At 60.5% G+C, this 18,410-nt stretch carries 19 protein-coding genes; 9 read left to right on the top strand and 10 right to left on the bottom strand.

Features of this window, described 5'->3' with window-relative positions:
- Positions 1–179 precede the first annotated feature (179 nt).
- The 4 genes from dnaK to F550_RS0107820 all read left to right on the top strand — a co-directional run bounded on the left by dnaK (position 180) and on the right by F550_RS0107820 (position 5,641).
- Positions 180–2,090: a molecular chaperone DnaK gene (gene dnaK / locus F550_RS0107835; RefSeq protein WP_018147985.1), complete on the top strand. Its 1,911-nt coding sequence runs from the start codon at positions 180–182 to the stop codon at positions 2,088–2,090.
- Between the two features lie 106 nt (positions 2,091–2,196).
- On the top strand, positions 2,197–3,543 hold the full coding sequence (locus F550_RS17255) for a mechanosensitive ion channel family protein (protein WP_018147984.1): 1,347 nt from the start codon (positions 2,197–2,199) through the stop codon (positions 3,541–3,543).
- Entirely contained in the window at positions 3,540–4,091 is a 552-nt protein-coding gene (locus tag F550_RS18505) for a hypothetical protein (RefSeq protein ID WP_018147983.1), read from the top strand. Before F550_RS17255 ends, F550_RS18505 begins: the two co-directional genes overlap by 4 nt.
- Before the next feature lie 68 nt (positions 4,092–4,159).
- Positions 4,160–5,641 (top strand): aldehyde dehydrogenase family protein, encoded by a 1,482-nt coding sequence (locus F550_RS0107820; protein ID WP_018147982.1) that lies wholly within the window; start codon positions 4,160–4,162, stop codon positions 5,639–5,641.
- A gap of 65 nt (positions 5,642–5,706) precedes the next feature.
- Here F550_RS0107820 and ctrA read toward each other — a convergent pair whose 3' ends face one another.
- From ctrA to mnmA, 9 genes are all read right to left on the bottom strand, one after another.
- On the bottom strand, positions 5,707–6,426 hold the full coding sequence (gene ctrA / locus F550_RS0107815; protein WP_018147981.1) for a response regulator transcription factor CtrA: 720 nt from the start codon (positions 6,424–6,426) through the stop codon (positions 5,707–5,709).
- Positions 6,427–6,550: 124 nt separating this feature from the next.
- Entirely contained in the window at positions 6,551–7,402 is an 852-nt protein-coding gene (locus tag F550_RS0107810; protein WP_018147980.1) for a nucleotide-binding protein, read from the bottom strand.
- A 1-nt stretch (position 7,403) separates the two neighbouring features.
- The gene (locus F550_RS0107805; RefSeq protein WP_040500479.1) at positions 7,404–8,414 is read right to left on the bottom strand and encodes a flagellar biosynthesis protein FlhF; all 1,011 of its coding nucleotides are present in this window, start codon (positions 8,412–8,414) and stop codon (positions 7,404–7,406) included.
- A gap of 144 nt (positions 8,415–8,558) precedes the next feature.
- Positions 8,559–8,819 (bottom strand): FliM/FliN family flagellar motor switch protein, encoded by a 261-nt coding sequence (locus F550_RS0107800; RefSeq protein ID WP_051076823.1) that lies wholly within the window; start codon positions 8,817–8,819, stop codon positions 8,559–8,561.
- Positions 8,820–8,910: 91 nt separating this feature from the next.
- Entirely contained in the window at positions 8,911–9,273 is a 363-nt protein-coding gene (locus tag F550_RS0107795) for a hypothetical protein (RefSeq protein WP_018147977.1), read from the bottom strand.
- Positions 9,270–10,202, bottom strand: coding sequence for a FliG C-terminal domain-containing protein (locus tag F550_RS0107790; protein ID WP_018147976.1), 933 nt, complete (start codon positions 10,200–10,202; stop codon positions 9,270–9,272). The genes F550_RS0107795 and F550_RS0107790 overlap by 4 nt, the downstream gene beginning before the upstream one ends.
- Positions 10,199–10,882 (bottom strand): hypothetical protein, encoded by a 684-nt coding sequence (locus F550_RS0107785; RefSeq protein ID WP_018147975.1) that lies wholly within the window; start codon positions 10,880–10,882, stop codon positions 10,199–10,201. Before F550_RS0107785 ends, F550_RS0107790 begins: the two co-directional genes overlap by 4 nt.
- A 98-nt stretch (positions 10,883–10,980) precedes the next feature.
- Positions 10,981–11,259, bottom strand: coding sequence for a CtrA inhibitor SciP (gene sciP, locus F550_RS0107780; RefSeq protein ID WP_026180644.1), 279 nt, complete (start codon positions 11,257–11,259; stop codon positions 10,981–10,983).
- A gap of 209 nt (positions 11,260–11,468) precedes the next feature.
- Positions 11,469–12,647 (bottom strand): tRNA 2-thiouridine(34) synthase MnmA, encoded by a 1,179-nt coding sequence (gene mnmA, locus F550_RS0107775; protein ID WP_018147973.1) that lies wholly within the window; start codon positions 12,645–12,647, stop codon positions 11,469–11,471.
- 1,087 nt (positions 12,648–13,734) lie between these two features.
- Between mnmA and F550_RS17245 the strand changes: the two genes are divergently transcribed.
- The gene (locus tag F550_RS17245) at positions 13,735–14,253 is read left to right on the top strand and encodes an MgtC/SapB family protein (RefSeq protein WP_051076857.1); all 519 of its coding nucleotides are present in this window, start codon (positions 13,735–13,737) and stop codon (positions 14,251–14,253) included.
- On the opposite strand, the gene F550_RS0107765 is transcribed toward F550_RS17245, so the two are convergent.
- Positions 14,239–14,850: an HAD-IA family hydrolase gene (locus tag F550_RS0107765; RefSeq protein WP_018147971.1), complete on the bottom strand. Its 612-nt coding sequence runs from the start codon at positions 14,848–14,850 to the stop codon at positions 14,239–14,241. The two genes, F550_RS17245 and F550_RS0107765, sit on opposite strands and share 15 nt — an antisense overlap.
- Before the next feature lie 168 nt (positions 14,851–15,018).
- Here F550_RS0107765 and F550_RS0107760 point away from each other — a divergent pair, with 168 nt between their 5' ends.
- From F550_RS0107760 to F550_RS19140, 4 genes are all read left to right on the top strand, one after another.
- Positions 15,019–15,645 carry a peroxiredoxin gene (locus F550_RS0107760; protein ID WP_018147970.1) on the top strand — a complete coding sequence of 209 codons (627 nt, stop codon included), beginning with the start codon at positions 15,019–15,021 and terminating at the stop codon, positions 15,643–15,645.
- A 77-nt stretch (positions 15,646–15,722) separates the two neighbouring features.
- A complete protein-coding gene (locus tag F550_RS0107755) occupies positions 15,723–17,138 on the top strand; it encodes a cytochrome ubiquinol oxidase subunit I (RefSeq protein ID WP_018147969.1) in 1,416 nt (471 codons plus the stop codon).
- Between the two features lie 15 nt (positions 17,139–17,153).
- On the top strand, positions 17,154–18,194 hold the full coding sequence (gene cydB, locus F550_RS0107750; RefSeq protein WP_018147968.1) for a cytochrome d ubiquinol oxidase subunit II: 1,041 nt from the start codon (positions 17,154–17,156) through the stop codon (positions 18,192–18,194).
- Complete coding sequence (locus F550_RS19140) at positions 18,187–18,345, top strand: hypothetical protein (RefSeq protein ID WP_018147967.1); 159 nt, start codon at positions 18,187–18,189, stop codon at positions 18,343–18,345. Before cydB ends, F550_RS19140 begins: the two co-directional genes overlap by 8 nt.
- Positions 18,346–18,410: the final 65 nt, after the last annotated feature.

The raw sequence follows: 18,410 nt of genomic DNA, 5'->3' as shown, positions 1-18,410 counted from the left end.
GCTCACGCAAATGTGCGGCTGCCTCTTGAGCCAGCGAAAGGCCTTCCCATATCGCTGCGGTAGGACGTGCTTGCCATTTCGGCAGGTGCAAATCTCAACCCGTAGAGCCGCTGTTTCGAGGTGCTGCCTCGACAGGCCAGAAAAAGAGACGGCGGCGGCTGAAAGAAGAGAGAGTAGAAATGGGAAAGATTATCGGTATCGACCTTGGCACCACGAACAGCTGTGTTGCTGTCATGGATGGCAAGGAAGCCAAAGTCATTGAAAACGCTGAAGGCGCCCGCACAACCCCGTCCGTGGTTGCTTTCACCGAAGGCGGCGAACGCCTCATTGGTATGCCGGCGCGCCGTCAGGCCGTCACCAACCCTGATTTCACCTTTTATGCGATCAAGCGCCTGATCGGCCGTCAGTTCGACGACCCGACCGCGCAGAAGGACAAGGCGATTTCGCCTTTCGAGATCGTCAAGGGCAAGGGCGGCGACGCCTGGGTGAAAGGCCGCGACAAGGAATACGCGCCGCAGGAAATCTCCGCCTTTATCCTGACCAAGATGAAGGAAACCGCTGAGAACTATCTTGGCGAGGAAGTCACCCAGGCGGTCATTACCGTTCCGGCGTACTTCAACGACGCCCAGCGCCAGGCGACCAAGGATGCTGGCAAAATTGCCGGCCTTGAAGTGCTGCGCATCATCAACGAGCCGACGGCAGCAGCCCTCGCCTATGGCCTCGACAAGACCGAAGGCAAGACGATTGCCGTCTATGACCTTGGCGGTGGTACGTTCGACGTCTCGCTGCTTGAAATCGGCGATGGTGTCTTCGAAGTGCTGTCGACCAATGGCGACACCTTCCTTGGTGGTGAGGACTTCGATCTTCGCATCGTTGATCACCTCGTCAGCGAGTTCAAAAAGGATCAGGGCATTGACCTTTCGAAGGACAAGCTCGCGCTGCAGCGTCTGAAGGAAGAAGCCGAGAAGGCAAAAAAGGAACTGTCGTCTGCAACGCAGTACGAAGTGAACCTGCCTTTCATCACGGCCGACCAGTCAGGCCCAAAGCACCTCAACATCAAGATGACCCGTGCGAAATATGAGAGCCTCGTCGAGGACCTCGTCAAGCGCACGATCGAACCTTGCAAGAAGGCGCTCGCCGATGCCGGCAAGTCGACCTCCGAGATCGACGAAGTCGTGCTCGTTGGCGGCATGACCCGGATGCCAGCCGTTCAGGCTGCGGTGAAGGAATTCTTTGGCAAGGAGCCACACAAGGGTGTGAACCCTGATGAGGTTGTTGCCATCGGTGCAGCGATCCAGGGCGGCGTTCTGCAGGGCGACGTGAAGGATGTTGTCCTTCTCGACGTGACCCCGCTTTCGCTCGGTATCGAAACGCTTGGCGGCGTGTTCACCCGTCTTATCGACCGCAACACGACCATCCCGACCAAGAAGTCGCAAACCTTCTCGACGGCTGAAGACAATCAGCCTGCCGTGACGATCCGCGTCTTCCAGGGTGAGCGTGAGATGGCGGCCGACAACAAGATCCTCGGCCAGTTCAATCTGGAAGGGATCCCGTCAGCCCCGCGCGGTGTGCCGCAGATCGAGGTGACGTTCGACATCGACGCCAACGGCATTGTGAACGTCTCGGCCAAGGACAAGGCGACCAATAAAGAGCAGAAGATCACCATTCAGGCGAATGGCGGTCTGTCCGACGACGAGATCAACACGATGATGAAGGACGCAGAGTCCAACGCCGACGCCGACAAGAAGCGCCGCGAACTCGTCGAAGCCAAGAATGGCGCCGAAGCTCTGGTGCACCAGACCGAGAAGCAGCTCTCAGAGCATGGCGACAAGGTCGGCACCGAAGTGAAGGCCGAAATCGAAAAAGCCTGCGAGGAGCTGAAGACAGCTGCCGAAGGCGAAAATCTCGAAGACATCCAGGCCAAGCATCAGGCACTGATGACTGCAGCCATGAAGCTCGGTGAGGCGATCTATGCCAGCCAGCAGGAAGAAGCTGCAGAGACCGATGCCCAGGCTGACTCGGCGTCGAGCGATGACGATGTCGTCGATGCCGACTTTGAAGAGGTGGACGACGACCGCAAGTCGGCCTAAACCATCCCTTATCTGACACTGAAGCGCCCCGCACGACCTGCGGGGCGTTTTGCTATGACAAGACAGGGCGCGGCCGGTCTGGCGCGTTCGAGAATGGGAAGCGCAGATGGAAAAGCTACAGGAACTCGGCGTCGTTCAGTCTCTTCAGGAATTCTGGGCGCAGGTTGAATCCGTTCTGAATACGGGGTTCCTCGGCCAGCCGATAGGCCGGGGCGTTCTCGCGATTGTTATCCTGCTGGTCGCGTTCTTTGCGCGCGGACTGATCGCCAAGCTGATCGTGGCGACGATTGGCAGGCTCGCTGGCGAAACCGAAAACACATTCGACGACAAGCTTGTCGAAGCGCTCAAGGCGCCGATCTCCCTGCTGCCGGTTGCGGCAGGTATTTTCTTTGCGGCCCAGGCGATGGGCGCGGAAGGAGACGTCGACACCTTCTTCATCTCGGTGACCCAGTCAGTCATCATCTTTGCGATTTTCTGGGCGCTTTACAGAGCTATTAAACCGCTGCTGCTCCTGGCTGGGCGTGTCCAGCAGGTTCTCGGCGAGACATTTATCGGCTGGGTGACCCGCATTCTTCAGGGCGTTATCGTCTTTATTGGCGGTGCGGCGATCCTGAATGTCTGGGGTATCCCCGTCATTCCTTTCCTTGCCTCGCTGTCCCTGCTGTCAGTTGCCGTGGCCCTCGGCGCACAGGATCTCTTCAAAAACCTCATCGCCGGCATGACGATCATCGCTGAGCAGCGCCTGGCCAGGGGTGACTGGGTGTTTGTGGACGGGGTCGTCGAAGGCACGGTTGAGGATGTCGGTTTCCGCTCCACGACGGTGCGCCGTTTCGACAAGGCACCGGTCTATGTGCCAAACGCGAAGCTCGCCGACAATCCGCTGGTCAACTTCTCGCGCATGACGCATCGCCGGATCTACTGGAAGATCGGCCTCGAATACCGCACCGATAGCGAGACGCTGAACGCCATTCGCGGCGCCATTTCCGACTATATCGAGAAGACCGACGATTTCGCAGCCGCCTCGGATGTGTCGACCTTTGTCCATATCGATGAGTTTGGCGACTCGGCGGTCAATCTCATGGTCTACTGCTTCACCAAGACGACGACCTGGGGCGAGTGGCTGGCCATCAAGGAACAGCTCGCCTTCTTCATCAAGAAGACGGTCGAAGAGCATGAGGCAGGTTTCGCCTTCCCAAGCCGCTCTCTCTATTTCGAGAAGCTGCCCGATGGCTTTGCGCCGGAAACCTTTAATCCGGCGAGCGAGGATGAAGATGAGGACGAGGGCGACGATAGCGCCTCGGATATGCCGACCAAGAACCGCAGCAAGAGCGTTCAAGGCTCCCGAAAGGGGCGGGGCAGATCGACCAAGGGCCCGCAACCGTCAGGCCGGGCCTCGGAAGCCGAGGGCGGAGATAAGGGGACCGAAGCTGGCGATGGCGGAGAAGGCGAGTGAGCCTTCCCGCGCTTGAGGCAGACTGCGGCCAATGCGCGGCGCTCTGCTGTTTCCTGCTCCCTTTCGACAAGTCCGACGCTTTCGCTTTCGACAAGGCGGGCGGTGAACCTTGTCGGCATCTGAACACTGATTTTCGATGCGACATCCATGACAAGCTCGATGCGCGAGGATGTAGCGGCTGTGTGCGCTTTGATTGCCACGGCGCTGGCCAGCGCGTCGTGCAGGACCTCTTTGCGGGCCAAAATCTACGAGACGCGCCACAGCTGATGGACCGCATGGGCGAGGCCTTTCGCAGGATGCGCCGGGTCCATGAACTGCTCGTATTGCTGCGCGAGGCAGGGAGACTCCCGCTCGGCGAGGCGAAAGAGGCAGAGCGTCAGGCTATCCTTAAGCTGTTGAACCCGCCTGAAGACTGGTCGGAGGCCTCACTGGCGTCGTTCGATATTGCGGGCGCTGAAAAGAACGTCACCCATTTTCTGACGAGCCTGCGTGACGTGGTCGAACCCGGCAATGTCACGCCTGAGGCGAACAGGGCCATATCCGGTTAGGGTGTCGCACCTGCGGAACGCCGGGCGCGCCCGGGAATTCTCCTTCTGTCCACTTACAGGAGCGAGCCATGCCAGACGCCTATCAAAATCTCGACCAACTCTACATTGCCGGCGAATGGCGCAGTGGCTCCGGCAAAACCCTCATCAACAAGAACCCCTATTCGGGCGAGACCATTTTCGAGATGAAAGCGGCGACGCCAGACGACGTCGATGAAGCCTGCAAGGCGGCAAAGAAAGCGCAGGCCGAATGGGCTGCCCTGCCGCCATCGGCGCGGTCGGCCAAGATGTCAGCGCTCGCCGATACGCTGGAGGCGCGCCGCAAGGAGGTCATGGGCTGGATCACGCGCGAGATTGGCGGCACGCAGGTCAAGGCAGCGCTGGAGGTCCAGCTGGTACTGGGTGTCCTGCGCGCCGCGGTGGCACTGCCCTTCATGGTCGAAGGGCGCATCCTGCCCGAGGATATTCCGGGCAAGGAGTCGCGCGCATATCGCAAGCCCATCGGTGTCGTTGCCCTGATCAGCCCCTGGAACTTCCCGCTGCAGCTAACGGCGCGGACGCTTGCCCCAGCGCTGGCGGTCGGCAATGGCGTCGTTCTCAAACCTGCCAGCGATTCAATTGTCACCGGCGGCACGATCTTCGCGAAGTTGCTTGAAGAGGCAGGTTTTCCGGAAGGCCTTGTCAGTGTGCTGCCAGGCGGTGGCTCTGACGTCGGCACGGCGCTGATCGAGCACGAAATCCCGGGCCTTGTGTCGTTCACCGGGTCGACACCAGTCGGCCGTGGTATCGCTGAAACGGTCGCCAAATCAAAAATAATCAAGCCTCTGGAGCTGGAACTCGGCGGTAATGGACCCATCGTGGTGCTCGATGATGCCGACATTGAAAGCGCCGTGAATGCTGCGGTCTGGGGCAAGTTCATGAATGCCGGTCAAATCTGCATGGCGATCAACCGGGTCATCGTTGATGACAGCATCTTCGATGAGTTCGTCGACCGGTTCGTGGAGCGGACAAAAGCCCTGAAAGTTGGCGACCCGTCGAAGCCCGACACGTTCATTGGCCCCCTCGTCAATGAGGACCAGGCAGATGGTGTCATGGAGATGATCGAGAAGGCCAAAAGCGAAAGTGGCGATTGCCGTCTTGGCGGCGAGCGCGACGGGCTTGTGATCCCGCCGCATGTCTTCGTTGATGTCGATGAGGGATCCTGTCTCTGCACCAATGAGATCTTCGGCCCTGTCGCGCCGATTGTCCGAGCGAAGGATGAGGAAGATGCCCTGCGGCTTGCAAACAAGACCGAGTACGGGCTCTCAAGCTCGGTCTTCTCGCGCAACATTGAGCGGGGTGTCGCCTTCGCCAAGCAGGTTGAAGCCGGCATGACCCATGTGAACGACCAGCCGGTGAACGACTCACCCTTCAGCCCGTTTGGCGGCGAGAAAAACTCCGGGATCGGCCGCTTCAATGGGCGCTGGGCAATCGATGCCTTCACGACAGATCAGTGGATAAGCGTGCAGCGCACGCCGCGCGACTATCCGTTTTCGCTCGATGATCTTGGCTAAACGGGCAAACAAAAACCCCGGCCGCTGGGCCGGGGTTTTCTGACTGTTCGGTTGAAGGCGCGCGATCAGGCAGCGATCGCATCTTCTTTCTTTTTCGGGTCGCGCAGGACATAGCCGCGTCCCCAGACCGTTTCGATATAGTGTTCGCCAGACGGATTGTCGGCGGTTGCCGTGGCCTTTGCGAGCTTCTTGCGGAGCTTGCAGATAAAGACGTCGATGATCTTGAGTTCAGGTTCGTCCATGCCGCCATAAAGGTGGTTCAGGAACATTTCCTTGGTGAGCGTCACGCCCTTGCGGAGCGAGAGCAGCTCGAACATCTGGTATTCCTTGCCGGTGAGGTGCACGCGGTCGTCATCGACCTCAACCGTCTTGGAGTCGAGATTGACGACGATTTCGCCGGTGCGGATGACGCTCTCGGCGTGGCCCTTGGAGCGGCGGACGATCGCCGTGATCCGGGCAATCAGCTCATCCTTGTTGAATGGCTTGGTGAGGTAGTCGTCGGCGCCGTAGCCAAGCGTTTTCACTTTCGCTTCGATGTCTGGATTACCCGAGAGGATCAGGACCGGCGTATTGATGCGGGCCATCCGAAGCTGCTTGAGCACGTCGTAACCAGAGATATCCGGCAGGTCGAGGTCGAGTACGATGATGTCGTATTCATACACCTTGCCGAGGTCCACGCCCTCTTCGCCGAGGTCAGTGGTGTAGATGTTGAAGCCAGCCGCCTTGAGCATCAGTTCGATGCTGCGTGCGACGGAGCTGTCATCCTCAATTAGAAGCACTCGCATGTGTCACTCTCCCGAATCAGTCTAGCGACACCGTAGCCGCCCCGTTAACCAATGTGAATCTATTGGGGGATAATTACCAAGTGTTTAACAGTGGTAATAAACTCGTCCCCCTTGTTCATACCTCTTAATAATGAAGTCCACGTCCGGCCGAGCGGCCGATGAATGTCTGGGCAATCGCGATGGCATCCTGGATCGGCTGCGCCGTCGGATCCGTTGAGATCAGTGTGCGCTGGCAGCGAACCGCTTCGCGGACTTTTTCATCCCGGTGGACAATGCCGGCAAGCGGTGGGCGATAGCCCTGGAACTTGCGGCAGGCCATGGCAATGGCTTCATAAGTCTGCTGGCCGGTGGCGCGGTTAGGCGCCTGGTTGATCGCGACATGCTGATCGACATCCGGAGCGTAGCCGCGAAGCACTTTCATGAAGGCATAGCCATCGGTCATTGAGGACGGATCGTCCGTGATCACGATGAGCGCCTTGTCGGCAGCCCGGGCAAGGCGCATGCAATTGGCCTCGATGCCGGCGCCCAGATCGAGTACGATCTTGTCATACTGAAGCGACAGCGTGGAAAGGCCTGCAGCAAGCCGCGAGACCTCTTCGGCAGAGAGTTCTGCGAGCGCGCCTGAGCCGGACCGGCCCGGCAGCACGTCGAAACCGCCGTCTCCGGCACCGCCATCGACGCCTGTTACGGCGTCTTCCAGCTCAACCCAGCCCGCGATGACCGCTGCAAGGTCGGTGACCGGTTCGATCCCGAGTTGGACGTCTACGTTGGCAAGGCCAAGGTCTCCGTCGACGAGAAGTGTCCTCTGCCCCTGCTGGGCAAAGGCACTTGCGAGCGTGATCGACATGAACGTCTTGCCGACACCGCCTTTTCCGGATGCGACCGCAATGATCGAACCCGGTTCAACGCGCCTGTGATGGGACTTGCCTTGCGGCGACTTCGGTCTGTCCATCGATTTTGGAAGCATGAAGCTCATGTCATGCGGCTCCTCTTAGTGCGAAATCTACTGAAGCTTCTTCCAGTAGTATCTTTGATAATCGGGCCGGCGATGCAGGCACGAGCCCGCCGCCGATAAAGGGGGTAACGCCCAGATGGGCGAGGGATATGCCGGCACCGGACAGGGCCGCGACGATGCCCCCTCGGCGGCGCGTGACGTCCAGCTTCGACACGATCGCGCGCTTCACACCGGCATCGGCGAAGGCACGCGCGGCTTCGGCAAGGTCGTCAGGATGACCTTCTGCCGAAATGACAAGAACCGGTTCTGCATCGATCACGGCGATGAGGTCCTTGAGGCTGGCCATGTCTTCGCGGTCGAAGGGAACAATGGCCGGAAGGTCGATCACGCAGCGGTCCCCGTCCGCGCGTGCCGTCCTCAGCATGTTGAAAAGATCGTCCGGTGTCCGGGCAATACGGATCTGATCCTGTTCAAGTTCCAGATAAGCGGCGAGCTGTGCGCCGCCAGCGGTCGCATCGAGGTCAGCGGCTACTGGAAGAATACGTGTGTCCGCCACCGCAGCGCGCCGGGTCATCTTTGCCGCGGTCGCGGTGCGGCCATGGCCGGGGGGGCCAACAAGCAGGATGTCGCGCTCAGGACGTGGGGAAATAGGGCTGCAGGTGATCAGGGCGTCCAGACCACAGGCAAGAATATCGGCAGGGTCGCTGCTGCGCGCGCTCGCGGGAAGACCGGCATCGGCAACGCGTTCGGCAAAACGGGCAGGCGCGCCATGCCAGAGAAGTGCGTCGCGCACACGGTTACGCAGGGGATTTTCCTGCGGACGTCCCATCGCACCATTTGTACGGTTCAACCGGGTCACAAAACGTGGCTCGCTCGGAACCATACCGCCGCCGAGCTTGTCGGTCGCGGCACGGACTTCAACGCCGCCAGGGACTTCGCGTTCAGAGAGGATGATGGCGTCATCGCCCATCTCAGCAAAGATCATCGCCTTTGCTTCTTCCAGACTCTCAGCTGCGAACATTTTCATGCGCATGAGCAAATCACTCCATTCTGGAGCCCAGTTGTCGGCGACAAAGGTTAACGAATTCTCTCAAATTGTTAGGGAAGGACCGGTTATCCCCAGCCTTTCATGTAAAAGGCTTTTGGCTCATCGGCGGATGGTCCGATCGGCGCCCTTTCAGGCGGCGCGTTTTTCGTCAATGATTTCAGATAGTTTGACGCCAAGCTGGCCGTTGGCGACGACGAGACGACCGCGCGCCATGAGCCTGTCGGACACGTAGATGTCCACAGGTTCGTTGGTGGATTTCTCCAGAGCGACGATGTCGCCGCCTGACATCTTCATCAATTCTTCGATGGGAATGCGCGCTTCGCCGAGAATGACGTCCACCCGGACGGGTACGTCAAGCAAATCGGATTGAGGTGTGCGTCCGCTCGCCATGTTGCTCCTCCCCGTCTTGCGATTAGAGGGTTGGCTGAAATGGTTTCGCGCCGGTTACCGCGCGGCCAAGACCCTAAATTTAAAGTACGAATCACCTCTGGAAGAGATTGCCTTGTCCGTCAATGAGTTCTGCGGCGATCTTGCGGATGCGGGCTTTGGCATCTTCTCGCACCGTCTCGGAAACAGGGGCTTTCTCGAGCGCATTGGCCAGTTCGACAATTTGCAGCAGCGCCACCCGCAGCGCGTCCGATGAGCGCTCCATCGCCATGTTTCGGGATTTCGCTTCGCGGTCGCGCACCATTTTCAGCGTGCTCTGGCGCGTATCATCGAGAAGCGCCGCCAGCTCAGTGACGCTGACATTTATCCGGTCAGGTTTTGCAGGCGACAAATCAGGCGCGGCGAAGTCGCTGCGAAATTCGAAGGGAGATACGGACTGGAGAGGGGCGGCGCTCATTCGATCAGCTCATCGTCTATGTCATCGCTGGAAAGGATGTCGCCGCTTTGGGCAAGCTCCCTGGCGACGGCAGTAATTTCTGAACGGGCGGCTTCGACACGCGATCTGCGGATAGGTCCGAGCGCCTCGACCTCCGAGACCAGCAATTCGCCAGCACGGCGCGTCATGTTGCGCAAGAAGGCGCCGCGAACCGGTTTGGATGCGCCCTTCAGCGCCGTGGCGAGCACGGCGCGATCGGTCTGCGAAAGAATGGTCTGCATGGCCGCCGGGTCCAGCGAAGCGAGATCATCAAAGGTGAACATCAGCGCGCGGATACGGTCGCGGACGCCGGGGTCTGTTTCATCGAGCGAGGAAAGGATCGGCTCTTCCAGCTCCGAGCCGAGACCATCGAAGATGCGCGCCACGGTGGCGGTACCTGTTGCTGCTGGGCCTGAAAGGTCAGAGCCGATCAGACCGGCAAGCTTTTCCTCGATGGTGGCGAGGGTTTCCGGGGACGCCTGGCCAGCATGAAGCAGGCGGCGAAGGGCGGCAATGGCGATTTCGCGGGGCAGCGCCCGTACAGCCAGGGCCGCGCGGGAGGCATTCATGCGCGACAGGATCAGGGCAATGGTCTGGGGGTGTTCGGCAGCCATGATGGCGGCGACAGCGTCTGGCGATGCCTCAGAGAGTGTCTGCCAGACGTCGCGCGGCGCATCGGAGATGGTGGGGCCGGACGTTGATATCTCGCGTTGCAGCCGGGCGGCATCGTCTGCCGTCGGCTGCATGATGCCCGATGTCATGGCATTGCGCAGGCGCGCCGTCTCACCAGCTGAAAGTTCATTCCAGACGCCCGCCGCGCTTGGGCCGAGCAGCCGCATCAGACGGGCCGCGCGGGCAAGGCCGGGTTGCTCCCGCGTGTTTTCGGTCGTTTGAAGGGCAGGAAGGGTCATGTCTTATCCCCTGCAATCCAGCGCCGAACGATATGCGCCACCGCCTTTGGATCATGAGCGGCCATCCGGCGGGCCTCATCGAAGTCATCTTCATTGGCTGGCGCGCCGTGGTCAGGTGCGGTGCGCATGACCTGGCTCGCGGCAGGAAGCTCCAGCGGCGGCTCATCGCGTTGAGTGGGCCGTTCAGGCGCGGCGCCGCGCCGAGCTGGCTGCACGAAGACAAGCAGCAGAACCAGAAACCCGATCCCACCAAGGGCCCCAAGCTCATAGAGTTCGACGGTTTCAAAGCCGCCAGAAATTCCAGGAGCAAATGCAAAAGGCTGGATATGCAGACTGTCGGCGGCGCGGTCATAGCCTGCGGTCGCCTCAAGGATTGTGACGACGCGGTCGAAGACGGGGCGATCTACGGGCACGCCGCGGGCGTCGCTATTGATCAGGACGAGGAACTGGCGGTTGCCGTCGGCGCCTATATGGGCGGCGACGCGGACATTATTGGCACCGAAGACCGGCTCCAGCAGGCTGGTGAGCTGCCGCTGTTCAAAGGTCTGCGCGTCCGCAGGCGCAGCGCCGTCTTTCAGCAAGGTGTTTGCGCGCCATGCGAAAAGGCACGCGACGATGGCAAGCGCGATAAGCGCTACCAGCCGCGTGCCTCCTGGCATGATTGACCTATTCGCTGACATGACCTGCCCCTCGGACTTTCTCCGTGAAGCTAGGCCTGTCAGCGTAAACGGCGCTTTAACGCATTCAACGCCGGTCAGTGATGATGGAGTGCCAGGTTCTAGTGGGCCCGGTACTGCTGCAGACGTGTCGTGCGCAGACCCTTGGTGCCATGTTCGTCGTAAAGGCGTGACCAGCAGGCGAGCTCTTCTTCGGAGAGCGCATAGCGTTCACAGGCCTCGGTTCTGGAGAGAAGGCCGCCGCGAACCGCAGCAACGACCTGTGCCTTGCGGCGGGTGACCCATCGGCGAATGCCTGGCGGCGGCAGATCCTCCCTGGTCATGACCTGGCCGTCCGGCCCCTTGATGCTCAGAGTTCTAGCTGCGGTTTGCTGCGCCATGAGATCCACCATTTCTTAGCGGTTAAATTTCAGGACGCGTTTTGCGTCCGTCAGTGGTGTCTAGCGCGTGCGGATTAAATCAGTTTTCAGCAAAGCCCGTGAGTTTTCATGAAAATTCGACGCATTCTCCGAGGTCGCATTAATCAAGGCTTCGCAAACCTGTCCCGGGCTGGGTCAGGTGTGCTGAAACCGGACATCTTCCTTTATTTTTAGGCGCTCAAACGTTCATCTGCGGCAATTGTCGTCGCAATGAAGCCGCCGCCGAGGACACGACTTTTTGATGACAAATCGTACAGGACGCAGGCCTGACCCTTCGCAACGCCTTCTTCGGCGATGTCGAAGTACACGGCAGGGCGATCGCCGTCCCAGCCAAGGTGGGCCGGAAGCGGTTCACGGGTGGAGCGCACGCGGGCGAGCACGGGCAGGCCTTTGTCGCAGGCCGCCTCCAGGCTTCCATCGCCGAGCCAGTTCAGCTCCTCCATCGTCAGGCCGGCTGTCAGGAGGGCTTCGCGCGGGCCGACGATCACTCGGCGGGTGGCCGCATCGATCTTGACGACGAAGAGCGGGTCACCGGTTGCGATACCGAGCCCGCGCCGCTGACCGATCGTGTAATGGATCACGCCATTGTGCTCACCGAGGACCCGGCCGTCGAGATGCACGATCTCACCGCCGCGCCCGGCACCAGGCCGCAGTTTCTTGACGACGTCCGCATAGGAGCCTTGCGGCACAAAGCAGATGTCCTGGCTATCGGGCTTGGCGGCGACGGGCAGATTGTACTTCTCTGCAAGCTCCCGCACTTCGGTCTTTGGCAGATTGCCGAGCGGAAAACGTATATAGTCCAGCTGCTCGCGCGTCGTTGCGAACAGGAAGTATGACTGGTCACGCGAGGCATCATTGGCGCGGTGAAGTTCTGCGCCATCCGGGCCATCGGCACGCTGGATATAATGCCCCGTCGCCAGACAGTCGGCGCCAAGCTCCTTCGCCGTGGCGAGGAGGTCCTTGAACTTGACGGTCTGATTGCAGCGGATGCAGGGAATGGGCGTCGAGCCGGCCATGTAGGTGTCGGCAAAATCTTCCATCACCTGTTCCTTGAACCGGCTTTCATAGTCGAGGACATAGTGTGGGATACCAACCTGATCGGCGACGTTGCGCGCGTCGTGAATGTCCTGTCCCGCGCAGCAGGCGCCCTTTTTCTCAATCGCCGCGCCGTGGTCATAGAGCTGCAGCGTGATGCCGATGACATCATAACCTTCATCGGCCAGCATCGCGGCGACCACGGAACTGTCGACCCCGCCGGACATGGCGGCCACGACACGTGTTTCAGGTGGCGGTTTCGGAAACCCAAGCGAATTGAGCTCGCCCGTGGGGGCGCTCTTGAGAGCAGTCATATTCTCCTCCAGCGGGTTCAAGGCCCGCAGCAGAAAGTTTGTGGTGGCCGCGGCATATAAGGCAAAAGCGCGTCTTTGTCAGGTGTGGCTGGGCATGTTGAGTTTTTTGGTTCCGCGCTTCGCGATGGAGCCTGTTCGAGGCTTCGCAGTTTTTGATCCCCGCTTCGCGATGGATCGCGCTCAAGGCTGCAAACCTCCCTTCTCCTTGGGGAGAAGGGCCGGGGATGAGGGGGCGCCGCCAGTCGGCGCGTGATGTCCGGGACTCGCATCACTGCGAGGGTGGCGGATGCATCTGGTGTGGTTCCCCCTCGCCCCTGACCCCTCTCCCCAAGGAGAGGGGAATGGTTTTTGATGCCTATCTCGGTCATTCCCGGCGATCGTCCTTCGACTTCGCTCAGGATGAGCGCCTCTTGATCGCCCCCTGCACCAAAAGCGCCATGCAGGGCTCTCCCGCTGGCGGTACGTGTCGTCTGCCAGTCAGTGACAGGGCCGGGCGCGTCCTGAGCGGACGCCGATAAGTAATGCCAGCCTTTCGGCGTGGCTGTAGAGCGTGCGTTCAGGACGCGCCCTGCGAAGATCTGGCCGTTCGGGTGTCCCACTCCCGGCCCGTCTCGGTATGGTCACGGCGACTGGCCTGCCAGCCGCGCTCCTGAGCCCACATGACGCCGCACCGCCATTGGCAGGGGCGTTACGCCCTGCCGGCAGCATCGGTCATCTTCGCACTCCACCTGCGGCTGGCATCTCTGCCGACCGCAGGCCCTCCCGCTTTGCTGTAAGCCTGCCGGGGTCTTTCCGGCAGGCTCCAGCGCCGCGAGAACCATCCCCACCCGGTCGGTCCGGACCGCCCTGTCTGGGGATGAGATGGCAGTAGTATGGCTGAGCCTGAGAGGGTGGGGATGAAATGGAGTTATCCCACAGATGATGCTTCGCGCTCAACCCAACTGGGTCCCGGATCGCTGTGCGTCCGGGATGACGACGATTTGAGCAGAAGGGCGAGGGATGACGGGGCGGTGTTTTGGCAGGTGCAATGTCTGCGATGATGGCGAGCGCCTTGGAACGTCGCCCGCGGAATTGGCGTTTTAAGGTCATGCAACAAGTGGATGCCCTGTTTGCGACCGAAATCGGTGCGGTGCAGCTTTTCCTGCGCATTGGTGCAGCCTGCCTGTTTGGCGCGCTGATCGGCATCGAGCGGGAGATTCGCGACCGGCCAGCGGGGTTGCGCACATTCATGCTGGTATCACTGGCCGCATGCCTTTTCACCGTCATTGCCCTGGAGATAAGTCTGATGCTTGACCAGCCTGACGATGCCTCCAGCATCCGCCCCGACCCGCTGCGCATCATCGAGGCCGTGACGGCCGGTGTCGCCTTCATCGCAGCCGGTGCGATTATCCGTCATAGCGGCAGGCTGGAAGGCCTGACCACCGGGGCTGGGCTCTGGCTGGCCGGGGCGATTGGCCTCGCATGCGGGGCGGGCTTTATCGCGATTGCAGCGCTCGTCACGTGTCTGGCGCTGCTGATCCTGACGCTGTTCCACATGATTGAAGGCAAGCTGCCGATTATCGACACAAAGGATCCGGGCAAGGATGACGGATCAGGCGAGCCCTAGCTTTGCCACCAGCGCATCGTGTTTTCCGGAGGTGAAATGGAAGGCGTCCCAGCCGTGCTGGCGGGCTGCGGCGACGTTCTCTTCCATGTCGTCGACGAGGATCACGTCCTTGCCGGTAAAGCCGAGCGCGTCTTCGATGTGTGCGAAGTAGGCGAGATCCGGTTTTGCGAGACGCATGCGTCCGGCGGCAAAGACGCGGTGCATATGCTCGCCGAAACCTTGCTGCTCGATCCAGTCGGCGCGGTGAACTTCATTGTTCGTCGCGATAACATTCATGATCCCGGCCGCGCGGGCTTTCTGGACAATGGTCAGCGTCTTCTCATCAGGAATGTGGTCCTTGTCGAACCAGTAGTCGATGACCTCACCTGCCCGGTGCGGCACGCCGTGTTCAGCGGCCCAGTCGCCGACGAGTTCATGAAGGTCTGCCTCTCCGACCATGGCGCGCTGGAAGCGGCCTGAAAAGAGGTAGGATGCCAGCGAATTGATCGGCAGGCCCGTGTCTGCTTCGAAGGTCGTCATCCACTGAAAGACGCCATCTGTGACGTTCGCATTGAGGACACCGTCAAAGTCCCAGGCGATGAGTTTGTAATTGGCCATGAGGGGCTGGGTAGCCTGAACGCTCCGATGCCTCAACCATTCTTACGAGCCGCACGGAAGCAGTGCCCGTCACCCCCGCGCCATCCTGCCGCGTGGCAGAATGCACAGGCAAAGGAAGGAAGGCCAGTCGCTACCTTTGGGTAAACCAGACTTAGAGGAGTAACTGACATGTCCTTACGCATTGGCGACACGGCCCCCGATTTCACCATCCCGACCACGAAGGGCGATATCTCGTTCCATGATTGGGCCGGAGACAAATGGGTCTTCCTGTTCAGCCACCCGGCTGATTTTACCCCCGTCTGCACGACGGAAATGGGCCGCACGTCCCAGCTCGCCGATGAGTTCGCAGCCCGCAATGTTCTGCCGCTAGGCCTGTCGACCGACAGCGTCGAAGAGCACCTCAAATGGATCGATGACGTCAACGACACGCAGAATACCGACCTGTCCTTCCCTATCATCGCGGACATCGATCACGCCGTGGCGCAGGCCTATGACATGATCCATCCGGGTGAGAGCGAAACGGCCGCCGTCCGGTCTGTCTTCATCATCGACCCGAACAAGAAGATCCGTCTGACAATGACCTATCCGATGAGCGTGGGTCGCAACTTCGACGAGATCCTTCGGGTCGTGGACGCGTTGCAGACGGGTGACAAGTACAAGGCGGCAACACCGGCGGACTGGGTCATGGGCGACAAGGTCATCATCCCGCCATCCGTTACGAACCAGGCGGCCCGCACCCAGTTCCCGCAAGGCTGGGACGAGGTACGGCCCTACCTTCGCTTTACCAAGGTCTAAGCCAGTGTTAATTCGGCCGGGCCCCATAGGAGTCTATGCGAGCCCGGCTGACATTCTGCGAAACGGGAAAACATTCCATGGAATTAGACGCCCTTATCCTTTCACGCCTGCAGTTCGCGTTCGTGATCGCCTTCCACATCATCTTTCCAGCATTCACGATCGGTCTGGCTGCCTTTCTGGCAGTTTGTGAAGGTCTGTGGCTGTGGACGAAGCGTGACGTGTTCAAGCGTCTCTATCTCCACTGGATCAAGATTTTCGCGCTGGCCTTTGCGATGGGCGTCGTGTCCGGCGTTGTCATGTCCTATCAGTTCGGCACCAACTGGTCAGTCTTCGCTGACAAGACCGGCAGCGTTATCGGGCCATTGCTTGGCTATGAAGTGCTGACGGCCTTCTTCCTCGAGGCGACATTCCTCGGCGTCATGCTGTTTGGATGGAAGCGGGTCGGCAACAAGCTGCACTTTACGGCGACCTGCGCGGTGGCCATCGGCACGACAATTTCGGCCTTCTGGATCCTGTCGGCCAATAGCTGGATGCAGACGCCCACGGGCTTTGCCATCGATGCGGAAACCGGCAATTTCTACGCGACAAATTTCTGGGAGGTCATATTCAATCCAAGCTTCCCGTCGCGCTATGTCCACATGATGCTGGCCGCCTTTATCACCACGGCGGCGGTTATTCTGGCGGCTGGCGCGTGGCAGGTCGTACGTCATCATGAAGAGGAGCCGACCCGGTGGCAGATCCGTATGGCGGCGGGCACGCTGGCGGTGCTGATGCCATTTCAGATCTGGGCCGGTCACTGGTCAGGTGAAGTGGCTCATCATTATCAGCCTGCAAAGGTCGCTGCGATCGAGGGATGGTGGGAAACGGCCGATGTGCAGGGCACGGTGCTGTTCGCACTGCCGGATGAGGAAAACGAACGTAATATCGCCGAGATCACGATACCGGGCACAAGCCCCTACCTGTTTTCAAGCGGTGAGCCGCTGCAGGGTCTGAAATCCTTCGATGCTGAAGACCGTCCGCCGGTCGCAATCGTTTTCTGGGCGTTCCGTATCATGGTCGGCGCTGGCATGGTTCTGCTTCTGCTTGGCGTCTGGGGTGTCTTTCTCTGGTGGCGAAAGCGCATCGACAAGTCGGGCCTGTTTCATCTGGTGGCGATCCCGAGCGGCGCGCTTGGCTTCGTCGCGGTGATCACTGGCTGGATAACGGCCGAAGTGGGGCGCCAGCCTTATACGGTCTATGGTTTCCTGCGAACCGAGGACAGCCTTGCGCCGGTCTCGACCGGGCAGGTGGCGACCTCGCTGATTATCTTCATGGTGGTCTATGCGATCATCTTTACGGCGGGCACGGTCTACATGGCGCGCATCGCGACACGCGGCTTCAGGGACGACGCGCCAGACCCGCCAGAGCGCGAACATCGCGCGCCTGGGACGCCGCTTGGCGCCGTCGATGAGCCAGCTGAAACCAGCCCGCGCGGTCGAAATCCAGCGGAATAGAAAGAGGGCAGGGCCATGGAACTTGATCTTCCACTGATATGGGGCGTGCTGATCGCGGTCGCCGTCATGCTTTATGTCCTGCTGGATGGCATGGACCTTGGGGTTGGCATCCTGAGCGGCCTCGCCAAGAATGACGATGAGCGCAATTTGATGACCGCCAGTATCGAGCCTGTCTGGGACGGCAACGAGACCTGGCTTATTCTTGGTGGCGGCGGGCTGTTTGCTGCGTTTCCGCTGGCCTATGCCATCCTGATGCCGGCCTTCTATCTGCCTGTCCTGCTCATGCTGGCCGCGCTGATCTTCAGGGGCGTCGCGTTCGAGTTTCGCCACAAGGCGGTGCGCAAGCCGACGAAACTGTTCTGGAACGGGGCCTTCTTTGGCGGATCGCTGACGGCGGCGCTGGCGCAGGGGCTGATCCTCGGTGGGTTCATCCAGGGCGTCACGATAGAGGGCCGCAGCTTTGCAGGCGGGCAGTTCGACTGGCTGACGCCGTTCTCGCTGCTTGTCGCGGTGTCGGTTGTGGTTGGCTACGTGCTGCTCGGCGCGTGCTGGCTGGTTCTGAAGACAGAGGGTGACCTGCAGAAGAGCGCGCGCAAGCGGGGCCTGACCGCGCTGGTCGGCGTGGCGATCTGCTTTGCGGCGGTGAGTCTTGCGACCCTGTCGATCGATCCGCGGGTGACAGAACGCTGGGGCTTTTCCATGTCCTCGTTCGACTTTGCCAACATCCTGCCGCTTTCGCCGATCCCGCTCATCGGCCTGGTACTGACGGCACTTGTCTGGCGGGACCTCTCCGGCAAGGTCGAGGCGCCCGACTGGCGGCCCTATGTGCTGTCAGCCGGCATTTTCCTGTCCGGCTATCTTGGCCTCGCCGTCAGCCTCTTTCCGAACATCGTGCCGTTCGATGTCACCATCTGGCAGGCGGCGGCGCGTGACAATGCGCTGGTGCTGATGCTGGTGGGGGCGGCCGTGATGTTGCCGGTGATCCTGATCTATACCGGCTATGTCTACTCGCTCTTCTGGGGGAAAGTTGATCCTGAGGAGGCCTATCATGACTGACCTGATCGAGCCGCAGGGCCCGGACGAAACGGGCGGGCAGGATGGCCCTCTCTGGAAACGCCTTCTCTGGTTTGCAGGGATCGCTTTCGTGAGCGTCACAGTGGTCGCGGTAACGGCCTATGTCCTGCGGGGCTTTCTCTTCATGGGGTGATCGCGTGTTTGTACCGGGGGCGCCCGGCTTGACGCATGACGCGGCCGACGCCACGGTTTCAGACA

The organism is Henriciella marina DSM 19595 (assembly GCF_000376805.1).
Taxonomy (GTDB): domain Bacteria; phylum Pseudomonadota; class Alphaproteobacteria; order Caulobacterales; family Hyphomonadaceae; genus Henriciella; species Henriciella marina.
Note: the sequence above shows the minus strand (reverse complement) of the source record. Positions and strands in the feature narration are given on the sequence as shown.

Bases quoted from the DNA above. Each gene is read 5' to 3' on its own strand.
- dnaK (WP_018147985.1), top strand. From the start codon at position 180: ATGGGAAAGATTATCGGTATCGACCTTGGCACCACGAACAGCTGTGTT.
- F550_RS17255 (WP_018147984.1), top strand. From the start codon at position 2,197: ATGGAAAAGCTACAGGAACTCGGCGTCGTTCAGTCTCTTCAGGAATTC.
- F550_RS0107820 (WP_018147982.1), top strand. From the start codon at position 4,160: ATGCCAGACGCCTATCAAAATCTCGACCAACTCTACATTGCCGGCGAA.
- ctrA (WP_018147981.1), bottom strand. From the start codon at position 6,426: ATGCGAGTGCTTCTAATTGAGGATGACAGCTCCGTCGCACGCAGCATC.
- F550_RS0107810 (WP_018147980.1), bottom strand. From the start codon at position 7,402: ATGAGCTTCATGCTTCCAAAATCGATGGACAGACCGAAGTCGCCGCAA.
- F550_RS0107805 (WP_040500479.1), bottom strand. From the start codon at position 8,414: ATGCGCATGAAAATGTTCGCAGCTGAGAGTCTGGAAGAAGCAAAGGCG.
- F550_RS0107800 (WP_051076823.1), bottom strand. From the start codon at position 8,819: ATGGCGAGCGGACGCACACCTCAATCCGATTTGCTTGACGTACCCGTC.
- F550_RS0107795 (WP_018147977.1), bottom strand. From the start codon at position 9,273: ATGAGCGCCGCCCCTCTCCAGTCCGTATCTCCCTTCGAATTTCGCAGC.
- F550_RS0107790 (WP_018147976.1), bottom strand. From the start codon at position 10,202: ATGACCCTTCCTGCCCTTCAAACGACCGAAAACACGCGGGAGCAACCC.
- F550_RS0107785 (WP_018147975.1), bottom strand. From the start codon at position 10,882: ATGTCAGCGAATAGGTCAATCATGCCAGGAGGCACGCGGCTGGTAGCG.
- sciP (WP_026180644.1), bottom strand. From the start codon at position 11,259: ATGGCGCAGCAAACCGCAGCTAGAACTCTGAGCATCAAGGGGCCGGAC.
- mnmA (WP_018147973.1), bottom strand. From the start codon at position 12,647: ATGACTGCTCTCAAGAGCGCCCCCACGGGCGAGCTCAATTCGCTTGGG.
- F550_RS17245 (WP_051076857.1), top strand. From the start codon at position 13,735: ATGCAACAAGTGGATGCCCTGTTTGCGACCGAAATCGGTGCGGTGCAG.
- F550_RS0107765 (WP_018147971.1), bottom strand. From the start codon at position 14,850: ATGGCCAATTACAAACTCATCGCCTGGGACTTTGACGGTGTCCTCAAT.
- F550_RS0107760 (WP_018147970.1), top strand. From the start codon at position 15,019: ATGTCCTTACGCATTGGCGACACGGCCCCCGATTTCACCATCCCGACC.
- F550_RS0107755 (WP_018147969.1), top strand. From the start codon at position 15,723: ATGGAATTAGACGCCCTTATCCTTTCACGCCTGCAGTTCGCGTTCGTG.
- cydB (WP_018147968.1), top strand. From the start codon at position 17,154: ATGGAACTTGATCTTCCACTGATATGGGGCGTGCTGATCGCGGTCGCC.
- F550_RS19140 (WP_018147967.1), top strand. From the start codon at position 18,187: ATGACTGACCTGATCGAGCCGCAGGGCCCGGACGAAACGGGCGGGCAG.